A 14,431-nucleotide genomic window follows, 5' to 3' on the forward strand; every position below is an offset into this window, starting at 1 on the left:
AATGAAACCGGCGGGGCATCGGCGCTCAGCGTCCACAGCGGTTCCAACGACAACAGCTTCACCACGCTCGGCATCCGCGCTTCGACCGATTTCGACATCGGCTCAACAAGGGCGACGGCACGCGGCATGATCGGCTGGCGCCATGCCTATGGCGATGTGACGCCTGAGATCAGCCAGGCCTTCACCGGCAGCAGCGCTTTCACGATCGCCGGCGCGCCGATCGCGAAGGATGCCGCGGTCATCGAAGCCGGGCTGGACTTTGCCATCACGCCGCAGGCGACGCTCGGCATCTCCTACCATGGCCAGGCCGGATCGAAGACCAGCGACCACGGCGTGCGGGCCGATCTCAACGTCAAGTTCTGACGAAGCTCGCCGGCCAGGTTCGAAGCATGTCGGCGATGTCGAGGCTCTGCGCCGTCACGCCGAGCGCGAGCTCGGTATCGCCGGAATCGACGATCGGCAGCCGCGGCCTCAAGCGCCTCCGGGTTCATTCACGGGTAACCATCCCGGCATGAACCCGGCCGATATACGGCATCTGCCGTATGCCAACACCGTCGTTTCGCGGGCAGATATCCGGACGGGTCGCGTGAAGGCGCGCCGCGGCCCGGCACCGCCAGGTGCCTTCCGCGCATCTGAAAGGGATAGATCGATGAAGCGTGTAGCCATTGCCGTCATGGCCTGCCTGTTGGCAGCCTCCGCCGCGAACGCCGCCGGGCCGAACAGGTCGGGCGCCATCAGCGGTAGCCTGCCGAATGGCAAGTATTGGAGCCCGTTCCGCTGATCGGCTAGAACGGCACCCGCTCCGGTCAGCCGGGGCGGGCCTTGCCCGGATGCCTGAGCTGTCCGGCAGGCTGGGACGGTGGGAACAGCGGGAGCGTGCATCCGCCAGGGGGGCGGGCAGGCTCGCAAGTTGGCTAATCGTGTTGCCGAGTCTAGGAGGTCGCCAGCCAGCTATAGGCCTGAGCAACAATGACGACAGAGACGAGAAGAAAAGCGACTTTGTAATAACGCCCATAAGGCGATTGGTATTCGTGTTCCTTCGCAGGCATAGCGGTACTCCCCAACACCACTCGACATGATTATGCACTAGCACTCGATGGGCGGCGGTACAATCAGTTCTCCCGACAGCGTTACCGATTCATCCACACCGATGTAACAAAGCCACGGATTCTGGCGTGAACCGCTTGTGCCCCGAACCTGGGAACCGCTAGAGCAATTGCGGAGAAAACACACTGCTGTGCATGCCGACGAGGGAGGGGTTCTTGCGGATTTGCAATTGCGGTCTGATCGACCGCAGGGCTTTGTTGCGTGGCGCCGGTGCGACGGCGGTGGCAATGCTGGCGTTTCCGGCTGTCGGACATGCCTTCAGGATCCGCGCCGGGACATTCTGTGGCCTGTCGAGCGACAGGAAGCTTCCGGCGATGACCGGAGTTGCGGCGAGCGACACGGCCGAGCAGGTCGTCGCCGAGATCTGCGGCATCGTCGGGCTGCCGGCCAATTTCCGCATCGTGGCCATCGACGATCCGAAAGCCAATGCCTTTGCCACCATCCAGGATGGCGAACGCCTTGTCGTCTACAGCGAACCGTTCATGGAGCTGATCGCGGACCGGCAGAATCGCGACTGGTCGAGCATGGCCGTCTTTGCCCATGAAATCGGCCACCATCTGTGCGGCCACACGCTGGACAATGTCGGGTCGCGCCCGCCGAGGGAGCTCGAGGCGGATCATTTCGCCGGCTTCATCGTCGGCCGCCTCGGCGGAACCCTGGAGGACGCGACGCGCGTCTTTGCCAGGCTCGGGGCAGGGTCGGCGACGCACCCGCCGAGTGCCGAGCGTGTCGCAGCGGCCTCGGCCGGCTGGAGGAAGGCCACCGGCAAGGCCGGCGAGGATCGCCTCAATGTGCTCACGCACAATCTGGAAGGCGGCGAATATGTCCGGGTCGTCGTGGAGTTCTCGGGCCGGGACGGCCGTTGGACGGAGATCCAGCATGGCCAGACCTTTGCCGTGTTCGAGGAGCTGAGGCGCAAGGGCAGAAGCGTGTTCCTGTTCGATGAAACCCGCTCCATCTGGGTCAGGCTCGATGTCGACGGCTCCGGCCGGTTCGCCACCGGTTTCTGGGCGCGGGGAGACAGGCAAAAGGCGACACCGCCCTGGACACCGCTGGACCCGGTGGCGTGGAGATAGCCGCGGGCCACGCCCTGGCCCCAGCGCGAGCAGTTGAAGGGGCAGCCCTTTATCCGTTCGGATCCGGCACGCCGCGCCGGATCTCCTCGGAAAAGCCCGGTCCGATGCCAAAAGCCTTGGCGCGCTCGCTGATGCGGGAACGTTCGATCAGCTCGTTCAGCGGCAGTCGGGTGTCGATCCGTTTCTGGTCATAGAGGTAACCCGGCAGGTAGCCGTTGACGAGCAGGCGCCAGTCGGTCGGCACGCTTGCCCCGATCAGCCGCAGGATGCGCACGATCGCCGTGGTGCAGTTGGTGGTGATCGAGTTGTAGAACTGCGGCTTCGCGGCCAGGGCGTTGGCGTCCTCGACATAGCCGGCCAGGAAGACCCGGGCATGATCTGCGGGCACGGCCAGCCGGTAGAGATGCACATCCTCGCCGCGCACATTGGTGCGCAGGCCGATCAGGTCGCGTTCGTCGGCCGCGATCACGATCAGCGTATCGGTCTTGAAGGCGTCGGCGACCGGCGAATACTCCGTGCCCACCCGGTAGCGCGCCTCGATCGACCAGGCCACCTGCTCGCCGCCCTCGAAGCCGAAGCTCACGATGGTGTGCGCCATGTTCGGCCCTGCCCAGTAGGACATGAACAGGTCGACGGTCCTGAGCTTCGACAGGTCGTAGCTGCGCGTCTCCCAGCTCCCGGTGAAATCGGTCTTCGAGCGCCAGGTGAAGTTGCGCATGTTGGTCAGGGTCAGGCGATCGCCCTCGATCCGGCCGATCACCTGGTGCGCATCCTCCGGCACGAAATCCCCGCCGCCCGGCGGCACGATGCTCGCCCACCAGACCAGCACGCCGGCAAAGACCACGGCGAACAGGCCGATGGCACGCCACCTGCGGCGGGTGAACAGGGTAACGAGCGTCGCCAGCCCGAACAGGCAGAACAGCGCGGCGACGGCGATGCGGCCGGTCTCCGGCAGCGGCAGCCGGTAGAAGAAGGCAAGCCCGGTCCACACACTCGCCAGCGCTATGGCAAGAAAGAGGACGGCGATCAGGACGAAAAGACCGGCACGGCGCATCGCAACTCCTGCAATCATGACCGGCGCGGCAGCCGGACATTCACCAACTTCACGAGCGCTGCCGGGAAATCAAGACGCGATCGTGGCCTGTCGGCCATCGATCCGATGGAGCGTGGGCATCTACTCGGCGACGTGACGGCGCTCCTTCCGATTGTGATCATGCTCGCGGTGCTGATGCCTCCAGGGTCGAAAATACCGGATCCTGACCTAGAGCCTTCGTCCCCGCAATCCGCTACACCGGAGATGGCAGAAGCTCTGGCGCAGATGGTGCGATGAAATCGAAATGGGCCGCGGGCAATATCGTCAGGATCGAGCTGGGGGCAAACAGGCATTGCTACGGCCAGGTTGCCTACAATCCGCTGATCGTCTTCTTTGCCGGCACCTATGACGACGACGTTGCGATCGATCGCATTCCCATGCTGCCTGTCGCCTTCAAGCTCTGGGTCACGAAATACGCGCTCACCAAAGGCATCTGGCGCGTGCTTGGACATCGCGGCCTGACCCCGGAAAATGCAGCCGAACCCTATTTCTTCAAACAGGACATCTTCAACGGCCGGCTGGCACTGTACCATTCGACGTTTGCGGCGTCGAACTGTGAAAGGCCCGCGACCCTTTCCGAGTGCCTAGGGCTGGAATGCGCGGCGGTCTGGGACCCGGAACATGTCGTCGACCGGCTGCGCGACCTTGCCGACGGCCGGCCCAACAAATGGGTCGAGAGCCTGGCGGTCGATCAGAACAAGCTGCGATAAGGACGCAGGCTCTATCCGTTATTCGTAGATCCTGGCGATGAGAAGCAGTTGAGCCGCATGCTTCCAGGGATTGCCGTCCGCCGGATCCCGGCTGTCCAGGACCCAGCCCCCCATCGCCTCCAGATAATCGTCAAGATGGGTATTCAACCAATCGTCCTCGCTTTTCGCCGCGCGAAGCTCGCTGCGCAACGCATCCAGGAAGAGGAGAAATGTCTCCTTGTCGCGCACCGTCGCGACGAGCGTTTCCGGTCCATAGGTGCGGTCAGCAGCGATCTTTGCCTCCTTCATCCGATGGCTGATGGCGCCGATGCAACATCGTTCCCGCTCTCGAGAACGGCTTTGAATTCGTCGGGCTGCAGGACATTGGCGGGCGCGTCACGGAACAGCGGGGCAATCTGGGCGGGCGTGTATCCGGCCAGCCCGCAGCCGATCGGGGTCAGCTGAAACGACAGTTCGGCATGTTCGCGGGCGAATGCCTTGAAGCGCTCCACAGCCTGCGCGATGTTTTCGAGCGGCAGCGTCTTGATGCGCGTGTCCTTGGTCGGAATCCCATAACTGTTGCCTTGCAAGCCTTCGCCCTGGCCATGGATCGCGCCGCGATGCTGTTTTGCCCACAAAGCCGCGCCTTTGCCATGGCGGCCGGCCTGATTGCTTCCGAACACGAATATGGGATCCGCAGCTTCGCTCAAGTTCACCTCTGTGGGGGTATTGGATGGATGGTGGATCAAATCCCGCACAGTCTCTCATGGATCTGGCCTGCAGGTGCATCCAATCCACACAATTCACGTGAAAATGCCCGGCACGCCTGTCGAGATGAGGGCAGCGTCGCGGCCCGGTAGGAGTGCAGCACTCTGTGAGGCAGCCACCAATTGGGCCCTTTTTTCTTTTCTACTTTCGTACCAACTGGTGATTTGGGGCTGACAACAGCCGCAAGTTGCATTATTCGCGCCCGCTTCAACGCAAAACTGGGAGGTTTGGACAGCGAGGCTTCGATGGGCCGACCCCGATATGAATGCATTCAGGAGCCCGCGGGCACCTGGAAGGTCTGGGACAACGCGCTCAACCGCGCGGCGGAACTCGATGGGCAGCAGCTGGTCAACCGGTCCCTGTTTCGCGCCGAAGCCGCCTGCCAGATCCTGAACAGGATCCACCTCGGCTCGCGTTTCTGACACGCCGGCGCCTGCCTCGCATCCACCTCCTTTCGCCTCCGCTGCACCCTGTCCGAGGGAACGTCTGCCGTGCTCATCCGTTCGATCCCGAAAGGAGATCGAGCCATGGCCAAGGTCCGGAACCTGGAGAAGGACAGCGCGATCAACGAAACCGATGCCGCCGGAACCCCGGCGCTGCGGAAGGGAGCGGCGCCCAGCGCGGAAACCACCGTCACCGGCTCGTGTCTCTGTGGAGCGGTGACGTTCACGCTCGCGGGCGATCCGATCCGCGCCGGCCTCTGCCACTGCCACGACTGCCGCCGCGCCAGCGGCAGCGCATTCTCCATGTTCCTGGTCTGGGACCGTTCCGCCTTCGCCTGCACCGGTCCGACGGGGGTCTATGAAGGCAGGAGCTTCTGCTCCTCATGCGGCTCGCGCGTGTTTTCGCTGCGGCCGGAGGAGGCGGAAATCATGGCCGGTGCGCTCGACCGGGCGCCGACGCAGTTCACGCCGGGCTATGAGCTGTGGACGAAGCGCCGCGAGCACTGGCTGCGCCCCGTGCGGTCCGCGCAGCAGTTCGAGGAAGATCGCGGCTGACGGCAGGGTGATCTGATCGCGGTCCGGCGCATTGCCGGGCGCCGGAGAGCACCTTGGAATTCCACTGTGTGGCCACGCGTCGTTTCCCTTGCAGGTTGCAGGAGAAATTGACTCCGGACCAGCGTTGCGGCTGAATGGATCTCCGTTCGGAGGCCCATATGCGTGTCGTTGTAGCCCTTGCCGTCTTCGCCGTCGCTCTCGCGGGCTGTGCTTCTCCCAGGCATGCCATGGTCGGCAATGGCTCGCGCATTACCGTCGCGCCGGACCTGCCGCCGGATGGAAACATCATGCAGCGCGTCAGCACCATGATCTGCGCCAAGCGCTTCATCGACCCGCAGCCGGCCCCCGCCGACGCGCTGGCGGCGCTGCAGAACGAAGCGGCGGCTATCGGCGCGGCCGGCATCTACAACGTGAAATATGCGCAGACCGGTCTTGTCGACCGTTGCGGCATCCTGCCTGGAACCGTGGCGACCGCGATCGCCTATCGGGCGGGCGGCTAAGATTGCGGGATCTGCCTTCGCGTGGGTAGGATCGTGTCGTCAAGCGTGTTGGAAGAGATCGGGCCAGACTTGCCGAGCTGGCTCGAAGCTGTGCTCGGCAGGCTTCGCTTCTATAGAAGACGGGAGCCGGATTCGGAATTCGCGCGACGGCTCGATTCCTTGCTTTCAAAGATGGCCAATCAAGCGTCGTCGACTGCGCGGGCCGATACACTCGACAGGTTTCTGCGTGCCTGCCTGGCCTCTCTCCTGGATGCCGCACATTCGAAGCCGGAGCTCCACGCGCACCGGGCTGACCTGGCGGTGCTGTGCGGCCTTGCCTGCGAAGCACTCGATACTGACCGGGATGACCGTCTCCTCATCTTTGTTGCCGACGGCGTGCGGACGTTGGAAGAAGGCGCTCCATGGGCTATTCGAGTGCCTGGACGTGTGGTTTTCCTGGCGGCAATGGTCGCTGCTGGCCCCGAAGACGAAATCCCCGCGGCGGCCATTCGGCTCACGAATGATCTCGCGGCGGCCGTCGGTCTTGACCATCTGATCCAGGCGATGGAGAACGGCTTGCTCGGGAATTGACGTGAGCGCACGGTGCTGCGGTTGCTCGGAGCGTGTGCCGATACCTTGCCTTCGAAGCAGGCGAACACGATGGTTTGGACACTCCTCCGCAGCATCCTCGACCGTAAGCCATTGCCAGAAGGATCGGCCGTGCGGTCTGCGATAACGTATCGGCGAGACGGCAGGATATACGTGTTGAGTCAGTCGAAGACCGTCGATGGCTTGTGGCTTGCTACCGCGCCGAAGTTCGAGGTCGAAGAAACGGATGCCCCCGAAGTCGGCCGCGCTCTGCTCCGATGCCTTTCGCAATCCAGAACCGGTATACCGCACCCGAAGCGGGAGGATTGGCCCACCCTCGATCGGCAACTGGTCGAGTTTCTGGGCGTCAAGTCCATCAAGGCGTTTGAACGCTCGGCTCTATGCGCAACAGTAAGCCAGGCGGCTGGTGGATTGGTTACGCTGACGCCGACGGCACGGGATTCAACAAACGGCGGCTTTGTGGGCCTCTCGGAAAAATCGATCATGGTCGAGGGATCGGATCGACGTCTGGGCGAGATTCTGATCGAGTGTCTTCGTCTTTCGAAATAAGGACCGGCCGTTCGTTTCCAGTCGGCTCGAGGACAGCATGCACAAGTCGGAACACCGTATCTGCGTCGAATGCCTCAGCCCCTACCATGAGGGGAGCTCGCGCATGCTCGAGCTGTGCCCGGAATGCTCCCACCACATCTATGGCTACCCGAATTGCGAGCACCGGTTCGAAAATGGACATTGCGTCGTCTGTGGATGGAATGGAGCCGTCTCTGAATATGTCGCGAGCCTCCGTTCATAATCATGATTGGGTGTATCCATTCGCCCGCGCATCCGGGGCCTTGAATAAACCGCAATCGGTTTCCATATAGCGATGGTGTGTCCCCGTCAGAGGTTGATGCGCTTTCCCTTCCGCCTTCGTCCGACCACGGATGTACTGGCGAGTTGATCGTGGAAGGGGTTCTCGAAAGAGACAGCAGAGCCGTTGGGAGATATCCCCAGCGGCTTTTTTGTTGCCTGCCGGAGAGCGGCGCTGCCTCTCACCCCGGCCAGGACACCGGTGCCGCTCGACCCCCTTCAGCTTTCGACCTGGCGGGCCACCTCCCGATAGGCGAATTCCCGCTGACGGAATCGAGATGCCTTTGCGAGGCAGAACAGATTGCCTGCGCATGCTGCGTTGTCTCAGGAGGCAAGCACCGCATCGATCCGGGCCCGCGTGCGCGCCACCCCTTCGACGATGCGGTCCTTGTCGATCGAGGAATAGCCCATGCGGAAGAAGCGGCAGGGGCCGTCCGCGTCGGGGAAGAAGGGCGAGCCGGATTCGATCAGCACGCCGTCCTGCCGGAGCGCGGCCATCAGAAGGTCCGCATCGAGACCCTCCGGGCCTTCCACCCAGAACGAGGTGCCGCCGAAGGCTGAGGAGCCGGCTATGGTGAAGCCCTGCCGCTTCAGCGCATCGGCCATGACGATGTGGCGCTTGTGATATTCGCCGCGCATGCGGTGCAGCACCGCGTCATGGTGGCCGAGCGCCAGGAAATAGGCCGCGGTGCGCTGCACATGGCCGGGCGGATGGCGCAGCATCAGCGCCCGCAGCGCGCGTGCCTCGCGGATCACCGGCGCCGGCGCCACCAGATAGCCAAGCCTCAGGCCCGGAAACAGCGACTTGGAAAACGAGCCGATGTAGAACACCCGGCCGGCCCGGTCGAAAGCCTTCAGTGCCGGCGACGGCGGCGCCAGGAAGCTCATCTCGAACTCGTAGTCGTCCTCGATGATGACGAAATCCTGCTCGGCGGCTGCTTCCAGCAGGTGCTGCCGGCGCTCGATCGGCATCGTCGCCCCGGTCGGGGAATGGTGGCTCGGCGTCACGAACACCGCATCGACGCCGGCCGGGATCACTTCCGGCGGCAGGCCCTGGCCATCGACGTCGATCGCCGTCACCTGCGCCCCGCTCAGTTTCAGCGAAGCGCTCATGTCGGGGTGGCAGGGGTTCTCGCACACCGCATGCGCGCCGCGGGCGAGCAGCAGCTGCGTGACGATCCACAGCGCGTTCTGCGCGCCCACCGTCACCAGGATCTCGTCGGGATGCGCCCGGATGCCGCGGCTGGGCAAGGTGCGCGAGCAGATGTAGTTCACCAGCTGCACGTCGTCGGCGGCGGCGAAGTCGCCGGCCATCAGCTCGAAATCCTCGCGCGACAGCGCGCGCCGCGCACAATCGCGCCAGGCATTGAGGTCGAACAGCGAAGGGTCCATCTGGCCATACAGGAACGGGTAGGGGAAGCGGCGCCAGTCCAGCGGCTTGATCATCTGCTTGGCGACGATGAAGCTGGAACGCAGCTTCGCCGACCAGTCCACCACCTCGCCCGCCGCCTGCGGCGTTTCCGTGGCCAGCAGCCTGAGCGGCGGGTTGTCGCAGATGCGGTAGGCGCTGCGGCTCGCCGCCTCGACATAACCCTGCGAGGCCAGTTCCTGGTAGGCCAGCGTCACCGTGATGCGCGAGATGTTGAGATAGTCGGACAGCTTGCGCGTCGAGGGCAGCTGCGCGCCGGGCTGGACGCGGCCGGCCAGCACCGCCGACACCACCGTCTCGCGGATCTGCGCCTGCAGGCCGACGCGGCTGGCGCGGTCGAGGAAGAACACCGTTTCGGAAACCGTCGGATGCGCCATGGGGGCCTTCGGTTGATCGCAAGAGCCTGCGGGCAGAGCTCTGTTCGTTTCAGCCTGACATGTCCATCGAGAGTTGAACTGGAATCATTCAACTTCCAAACTGGATATAAGGCAATCCGCGTCCCTCCTTTAACCCTATCAGCCAGAACCAAGACCGGCACCAAAGCCGGCGTGTTCCCGGACCACCGGCAACCAACAAAACAAAGAGGGTAACGATAATGGGATTCAAGCATTTCAAGCAGTTGGCCGCCGTCGCCTCGCTGGCGGCCGGCCTTTTCCAGGCAGGCTTCGCCTATGCCGAGGAAACCGTCGTCGTCGGCTACCAGCAGATCGTCGGGCCGTTCGTCACCGCCATCGCCGACGGCCGCTTCGACAAGGCCGCCAAGGAGGCCGGCTACACGATAGACTGGCGCCAGTTCTCGTCGGGCGGCGACATCTCGACCGCGCTCGCGTCCGGCAACGTGCCGATCGGCGTCATCGGCTCGACCGGTACGGCCGCCGCCGCCACGCGCGGCGTCGACCTCGAGCTGTTCTGGATCCTCGACAACATCGGCAAGTCGGAAGCGCTCGCCGTGCGCAACGGCTCCGGCATCGAGAAGCCCGAGGATCTCCAGGGCAAGAATGTCGGCGTGCCGTTCGTGTCGACCTCGCATTTCCATCTTCTGGTCGGCCTGCAGCAGGTCTGGAAGGTCGATCCGCGCGAGGTCAACATCCTCAACATGAAGCCGCCGCAGATCATCGCCGCCTGGCAGCGCGGCGACATCGACGCCGCCTATGTCTGGCCGCCGGCCCTGACCGAACTGCTCAAGACCGGCAAGACCATCGCCGATTCCGAAACCATCGGCGCAGCCTCGGTGCCGACGTTCGACGGCCTCGTCGCCGACAGGAAATGGGCCGCCGCCAATCCGAAATTCATGGTCGCCTTCACCAAGGTGCTTGCCGAGGCCTATGCCGACTATAACAAGAACAAGGCGAGCTGGACGGCGGACTCCGAACAGGTCAAGGGCATCGTCAAGATGATCGGCGGCGACGGCGCCGGCACGGTCGAGGCGCTGAACCTCCTGTCCTTCCCCAATGCCGATGAGCAGGCCTCCCCGACCTGGCTCGGCGGTGGCGCGCTCAAGGCGATCAGCGAAAGCGCCAAATTCCTCGTCGCTCAGAAGCAGATCGACAAGGCGCTCGACGACTACACGCCCTTTGTCAACGCGAGCTACGCCAGGGAGGCGTCCAAGTAGGTCAGGATTTCACATCAGGCGCCGCCGGCGTGCCGGCGGCCGTCTCCCTCTCATACGCGAAAGGCTCGGCGTGATGGAAACCCTCAATGTCAGCAATGTCAGCCTGACCTACCCAGGCCTCTATTCGGACCAGGCCGTGATCGCCCTCAAGGGTGTCAGCCTGGAGATCAAGAGCGGCGATTTCGTCGTCGCGCTCGGCGCGTCCGGCTGCGGCAAGACCACGCTGCTCAACCTCATGGCCGGCTTCATGGCCCCGAGCGACGGCGACATCACGCTGGGCGGCCACCAGGTCACCGGCCCCGGTGCCGAACGCGGCGTCGTCTTCCAGAAGCACGCGCTGCTGCCCTGGCTCAACGTCATCGACAACACCGAATTCGGCCTCAAGCTGCGCGGCATCGACCGGCAGACGCGGCGCGAGATCGCCACGAAAAACCTGGCGCTGGTCGGCCTGCAGGATTTCCACAAGCACATGATCTACCATCTGTCGGGCGGCATGCAGCAGCGCGTCGGCATCGCCAGGGCCCTGACCTGCGATCCCGCCATGCTGTTGATGGACGAGCCGATGGCGGCGCTCGACGCGCTGACCCGCGAGACCATCCAGGAACTGCTGCTCGAGGTGTGGCAGCTCACCAACAAGATGTTCTTCTTCATCACCCACAGCGTCGAGGAGGCGCTGTTCCTTGGCTCCCGGCTGATCGTCATGTCGCCGCGGCCCGGCCGCATCACCCACACCTACGAGCTCGATTTCAATCGACGCTTCCTCGAGGAGGGCAACGCCCGTGCAATCAAGTCCAGCCGCGATTTCATCGACATGCGCGAACAGATCCTCTCCATCATCTACGGCGACGAGCGCCAGGCCGGCGGCGCCCTCTATGCTTGACCGCGTCTCCAGGGCCCGGCCGGTCACGCCCGGCAAGATCTACGGCGCCCCCGGCGACGGCGCCAGCGGCCATATCAGCCTCATCACCGCGCTGGTGCTGTTCGGTCTGTGGCTGCTGGTCACCGAGATGGGCTGGGTCAAGCCGCTGTTCCTGCCGTCGCCGCTGGCGGTATGGGACAAGTTCGTGCTGGCCATGACCGAAGGCGTGTCCAACTCGACGCTGACCCAGCACACGCTGGCGAGCCTCGGCCGAGTGCTCGGCGCCTTCGTGCTGGCGCTTGTCACCGCCGTGCCGATCGGCATCCTGATGGGCGTCAACCGCACCATACGCGGCCTGTTCGACCCGATCATCGAGTTCTACCGCCCGCTGCCGCCGCTCGCCTATCTGCCGCTGATCATCATCTGGCTGGGCATCGGCGAGTTCCCGAAGGTGTTCCTCATCTACCTGGCGATCTTCGCGCCGATGGCGATCGCGGCGCGGGCCGGCGTGCGTTCGGTCTCGACCGAGCAGATCCACGCCGCCTATGCGATGGGCGCCACCCGCACCCAGGTGATCAGCCAGGTCATCCTCAAGGCGGCGCTGCCGGAGATCTTCACCGGCATGCGCATCGGCATCGGCGTCGGCTGGACCACGCTGGTGGCGGCCGAAATGGTGGCGGCGCATCGCGGCCTCGGCTTCATGGTGCTGAACGCGGCCGAATACCTGGCCAGCGACACCGTCATCATGGGCATCATCGTGATCGGCATCTTCGCCTTCGCCTTCGATCTTCTGCTGCGCTACCTCGAGAAGATCCTGATCCCCTGGAAGGGCAAGATCTGATGGCGATGCTCGGCAATCCCGCTACCGCGCCGCCTGTCTAGGGCGGGCATCCAACCACACCAACGACAATTCATCCGGCCGGTTCTTCCGGCCACGGCGGAGCCGTGCCCGGCGCGCCATTGACCAATCCACCGGCCACGGCGTGTCCGGCGGGGGAAGACCACCATGACAAGAGACGAGGACCACACCATGGCGCTCAACGCCGACGACCTTGCCAGGCTGTTCGATGCCTTCAACCGGCACGACATCGACGGCGTGATGCGCTTCTTCTCCGACGACTGCGTCTTCAACGCGGTCGGCGGGGCCGAGGCCTACGGCACCCGCTTCGAAGGCCCCGAAGCCATCGCCAATGCCTTCAGCGGCGTGTGGAAGGCGATGCCGGACGCGCATTGGGCCCATCACGGCCATTTCGTCCAGGGCGACCGTGCCGTCTCGGAATGGACCTTCACCGGCACCAATGCCGACGGCAGCCGCGTCGAGGCCGAGGGCTGCGACCTGTTCACGCTCAACGGCGACGGGATCGTGCGCAAGCAGGCGTTCCGCAAGAACCGGCCGCTGCTCGCGGCGGACGCCTGAGCGGTTTCAGGGAGGATCGGGTCATGCAGCAGCAGCTTGTCAGGCCGGCGGCACGGCGGAAGCCGTTCGACCCTGCCTATGATCCCGTGCACGCGCCGAACCCCGGCGACGGCAAGGATTATGCGCCGACCTACTGGATCGCCACCGCCGGTGCCGAGCCGGAAGACGATGGCCCCGTCGCGGGCGACATCGACGTCGACGTCGCCATTGTCGGCTCGGGCTACACCGGGCTGTCCTGCGCCATCCATCTCGCCCGCGAACACGGCATCAAGGCCACCGTGCTCGAAGCCAATGGCGTCGCCTGGGGCTGCTCGACCCGCAATGGCGGCCAGGCGCAGATCTCGGCCGGCCGGCTGAAGCGCTCGCAATGGATCGAACGCTGGGGCGTCGATGTCGCCCGCGGGCTGCATGCCGAGATCGCCGAGGGTTTCGAGCTGTTCCGCGCGCTGATCCGCGAACCCGAGATCGACTGCGAGCCGCAGGATGGCGGCCATCTCTACATCGCCCATCGCGACAAGGTGCTGCCGGCGCTGGAGAAGGAGACCCGCCTGCTCAACGAGGTGTTCGGCTACAAGGCCCGCATGGTCGGCCGCGACGAAGTGCACCGCGACTTCGTGCGCGACGCCGAGGCGAGGGGCGCGATGTACGAACCCGACGGCATCGGCATCCATGCCGCAAAACTGGCCTTCGGCTATCTCCGGCTTGCCCGCCGGCTTGGCGCGAAGGTGCATACGGCAAGTCCGGTGCTGGGCAGCGACCTCAGGGGCGGCGTCCATCATCTGAGGACGCCCGGCGGCACGGTGCGGGCGCGAACGGTGTGCATCGCCACCGCCGGCTACACCTCGCCCGGCCTGCATGTGCTGACCCGGCACCGGCTGATGCCGATCCTGTCCAATTCGGTGGTCACCCGGCCGCTGTCGCAGGCCGAGCGTGACGAGCTGAATTTCACGGCGCGCATCCCGCTCACCGACACGCGCACGCTGCGCCACTACTACCGCATGCTGCCGGACGGGCGGGTGCAGATCGGTAGCCGCAGCGCCATCACCGGCCGCGACGCCGTAAACCCGAAACATCTGGCGCTGCTGCTGGAAGGGCTCGCCCGCAAGTTCCCGATCCTGCGCGGCATCGAGATCGATTATTCCTGGTGGGGCTGGGTCGACGTCAGCCACGACATGATGCCGCGCATCTTCCAGCCCGATCCCGGCCAGCGCCTGTTCTACGCCATGGGTTATGGCGGCAACGGCGTCATGTATTCGGCGCAGGCCGGCCGCCGCATGGCGCAGATGGTGGCGGGCAAGGGCGGTGGGCTCGACCTGCCGATCTTCACCTCGCCGCTGCCCAGCCACGGCCTTTTGACGCCGTTCCGGCGGCTTGGCCAGGCCGGCATGTACCGCTGGTATTACCTCAAGGACGAGATCCTCTGAGCGTGATCCCGCGCTCCGACAAGAA

General features: G+C 64.7%; 19 protein-coding genes. 14 read left to right on the top strand and 5 right to left on the bottom strand.

Annotated elements, in window-relative coordinates:
- A partial coding sequence (locus ACFWYE_RS29795; RefSeq protein WP_379115624.1) for an autotransporter outer membrane beta-barrel domain-containing protein occupies window positions 1-363 on the top strand: 363 nt, incomplete at its 5' end.
- Here the strand turns inward: ACFWYE_RS29795 and ACFWYE_RS29800 are convergent.
- Window positions 353-475: a hypothetical protein gene (locus ACFWYE_RS29800; protein WP_379115625.1), complete on the bottom strand. Its 123-nt coding sequence runs from the start codon at window positions 473-475 to the stop codon at window positions 353-355. The genes ACFWYE_RS29795 and ACFWYE_RS29800 overlap by 11 nt on opposite strands.
- 174 nt (window positions 476-649) lie before the next feature.
- Here ACFWYE_RS29800 and ACFWYE_RS29805 point away from each other — a divergent pair, with 174 nt between their 5' ends.
- Complete coding sequence (locus ACFWYE_RS29805) at window positions 650-781, top strand: hypothetical protein (RefSeq protein WP_379063457.1); 132 nt, start codon at window positions 650-652, stop codon at window positions 779-781.
- Between the two features lie 481 nt (window positions 782-1,262).
- The gene (locus ACFWYE_RS29810) at window positions 1,263-2,183 is read left to right on the top strand and encodes a M48 family metalloprotease (RefSeq protein WP_379115626.1); all 921 of its coding nucleotides are present in this window, start codon (window positions 1,263-1,265) and stop codon (window positions 2,181-2,183) included.
- Between the two features lie 49 nt (window positions 2,184-2,232).
- Here ACFWYE_RS29810 and ACFWYE_RS29815 read toward each other — a convergent pair whose 3' ends face one another.
- Complete coding sequence (locus ACFWYE_RS29815; protein ID WP_379115627.1) at window positions 2,233-3,237, bottom strand: DUF4105 domain-containing protein; 1,005 nt, start codon at window positions 3,235-3,237, stop codon at window positions 2,233-2,235.
- Window positions 3,238-3,509: 272 nt separating this feature from the next.
- On the opposite strand from ACFWYE_RS29815, the gene ACFWYE_RS29820 reads away from it, so the two are divergent.
- Entirely contained in the window at window positions 3,510-3,986 is a 477-nt protein-coding gene (locus ACFWYE_RS29820; protein WP_379115628.1) for an immunity 26/phosphotriesterase HocA family protein, read from the top strand.
- Between the two features lie 18 nt (window positions 3,987-4,004).
- Here the strand turns inward: ACFWYE_RS29820 and ACFWYE_RS29825 are convergent, their stop codons facing one another.
- On the bottom strand, window positions 4,005-4,274 hold the full coding sequence (locus ACFWYE_RS29825; RefSeq protein WP_379115629.1) for a hypothetical protein: 270 nt from the start codon (window positions 4,272-4,274) through the stop codon (window positions 4,005-4,007).
- Window positions 4,271-4,723, bottom strand: a complete 453-nt coding sequence (locus ACFWYE_RS29830) for a hypothetical protein (protein ID WP_379115630.1) — start codon at window positions 4,721-4,723, stop codon at window positions 4,271-4,273. The genes ACFWYE_RS29825 and ACFWYE_RS29830 overlap by 4 nt, the downstream gene beginning before the upstream one ends.
- Before the next feature lie 255 nt (window positions 4,724-4,978).
- Here ACFWYE_RS29830 and ACFWYE_RS29835 point away from each other — a divergent pair, with 255 nt between their 5' ends.
- The 5 genes from ACFWYE_RS29835 to ACFWYE_RS29855 all read left to right on the top strand — a co-directional run bounded on the left by ACFWYE_RS29835 (window position 4,979) and on the right by ACFWYE_RS29855 (window position 7,368).
- A complete protein-coding gene (locus ACFWYE_RS29835) occupies window positions 4,979-5,155 on the top strand; it encodes a hypothetical protein (protein WP_326893667.1) in 177 nt (58 codons plus the stop codon).
- A 105-nt stretch (window positions 5,156-5,260) separates the two neighbouring features.
- The gene (locus ACFWYE_RS29840; RefSeq protein ID WP_379115631.1) at window positions 5,261-5,731 is read left to right on the top strand and encodes a GFA family protein; all 471 of its coding nucleotides are present in this window, start codon (window positions 5,261-5,263) and stop codon (window positions 5,729-5,731) included.
- A gap of 158 nt (window positions 5,732-5,889) precedes the next feature.
- Window positions 5,890-6,231, top strand: coding sequence for a hypothetical protein (locus tag ACFWYE_RS29845; RefSeq protein ID WP_379063444.1), 342 nt, complete (start codon window positions 5,890-5,892; stop codon window positions 6,229-6,231).
- A 33-nt stretch (window positions 6,232-6,264) separates the two neighbouring features.
- Window positions 6,265-6,801: a hypothetical protein gene (locus ACFWYE_RS29850; protein ID WP_379115632.1), complete on the top strand. Its 537-nt coding sequence runs from the start codon at window positions 6,265-6,267 to the stop codon at window positions 6,799-6,801.
- Between the two features lie 174 nt (window positions 6,802-6,975).
- Window positions 6,976-7,368 (top strand): hypothetical protein, encoded by a 393-nt coding sequence (locus ACFWYE_RS29855; protein ID WP_379115633.1) that lies wholly within the window; start codon window positions 6,976-6,978, stop codon window positions 7,366-7,368.
- Between the two features lie 621 nt (window positions 7,369-7,989).
- Here the strand turns inward: ACFWYE_RS29855 and ACFWYE_RS29860 are convergent.
- Window positions 7,990-9,471: a PLP-dependent aminotransferase family protein gene (locus ACFWYE_RS29860; RefSeq protein WP_379115634.1), complete on the bottom strand. Its 1,482-nt coding sequence runs from the start codon at window positions 9,469-9,471 to the stop codon at window positions 7,990-7,992.
- 218 nt (window positions 9,472-9,689) lie between these two features.
- On the opposite strand from ACFWYE_RS29860, the gene tauA reads away from it, so the two are divergent.
- From tauA to ACFWYE_RS29885, 5 genes are all read left to right on the top strand, one after another.
- Complete coding sequence (tauA, locus tag ACFWYE_RS29865; protein ID WP_379115635.1) at window positions 9,690-10,706, top strand: taurine ABC transporter substrate-binding protein; 1,017 nt, start codon at window positions 9,690-9,692, stop codon at window positions 10,704-10,706.
- Between the two features lie 73 nt (window positions 10,707-10,779).
- Window positions 10,780-11,586 carry a taurine ABC transporter ATP-binding protein gene (locus ACFWYE_RS29870; protein ID WP_379115701.1) on the top strand — a complete coding sequence of 269 codons (807 nt, stop codon included), beginning with the start codon at window positions 10,780-10,782 and terminating at the stop codon, window positions 11,584-11,586.
- The gene (locus ACFWYE_RS29875) at window positions 11,579-12,406 is read left to right on the top strand and encodes an ABC transporter permease subunit (RefSeq protein WP_379063432.1); all 828 of its coding nucleotides are present in this window, start codon (window positions 11,579-11,581) and stop codon (window positions 12,404-12,406) included. The genes ACFWYE_RS29870 and ACFWYE_RS29875 overlap by 8 nt, the downstream gene beginning before the upstream one ends.
- A 165-nt stretch (window positions 12,407-12,571) precedes the next feature.
- On the top strand, window positions 12,572-12,982 hold the full coding sequence (locus ACFWYE_RS29880; protein ID WP_379115636.1) for a nuclear transport factor 2 family protein: 411 nt from the start codon (window positions 12,572-12,574) through the stop codon (window positions 12,980-12,982).
- A 23-nt stretch (window positions 12,983-13,005) separates the two neighbouring features.
- Complete coding sequence (locus ACFWYE_RS29885; protein WP_379115637.1) at window positions 13,006-14,406, top strand: NAD(P)/FAD-dependent oxidoreductase; 1,401 nt, start codon at window positions 13,006-13,008, stop codon at window positions 14,404-14,406.
- Window positions 14,407-14,431: the final 25 nt, after the last annotated feature.

It is taken from the genome of Mesorhizobium sp. NPDC059025, assembly GCF_042739655.1.
Classification (GTDB): Bacteria; Pseudomonadota; Alphaproteobacteria; order Rhizobiales; family Rhizobiaceae; genus Mesorhizobium.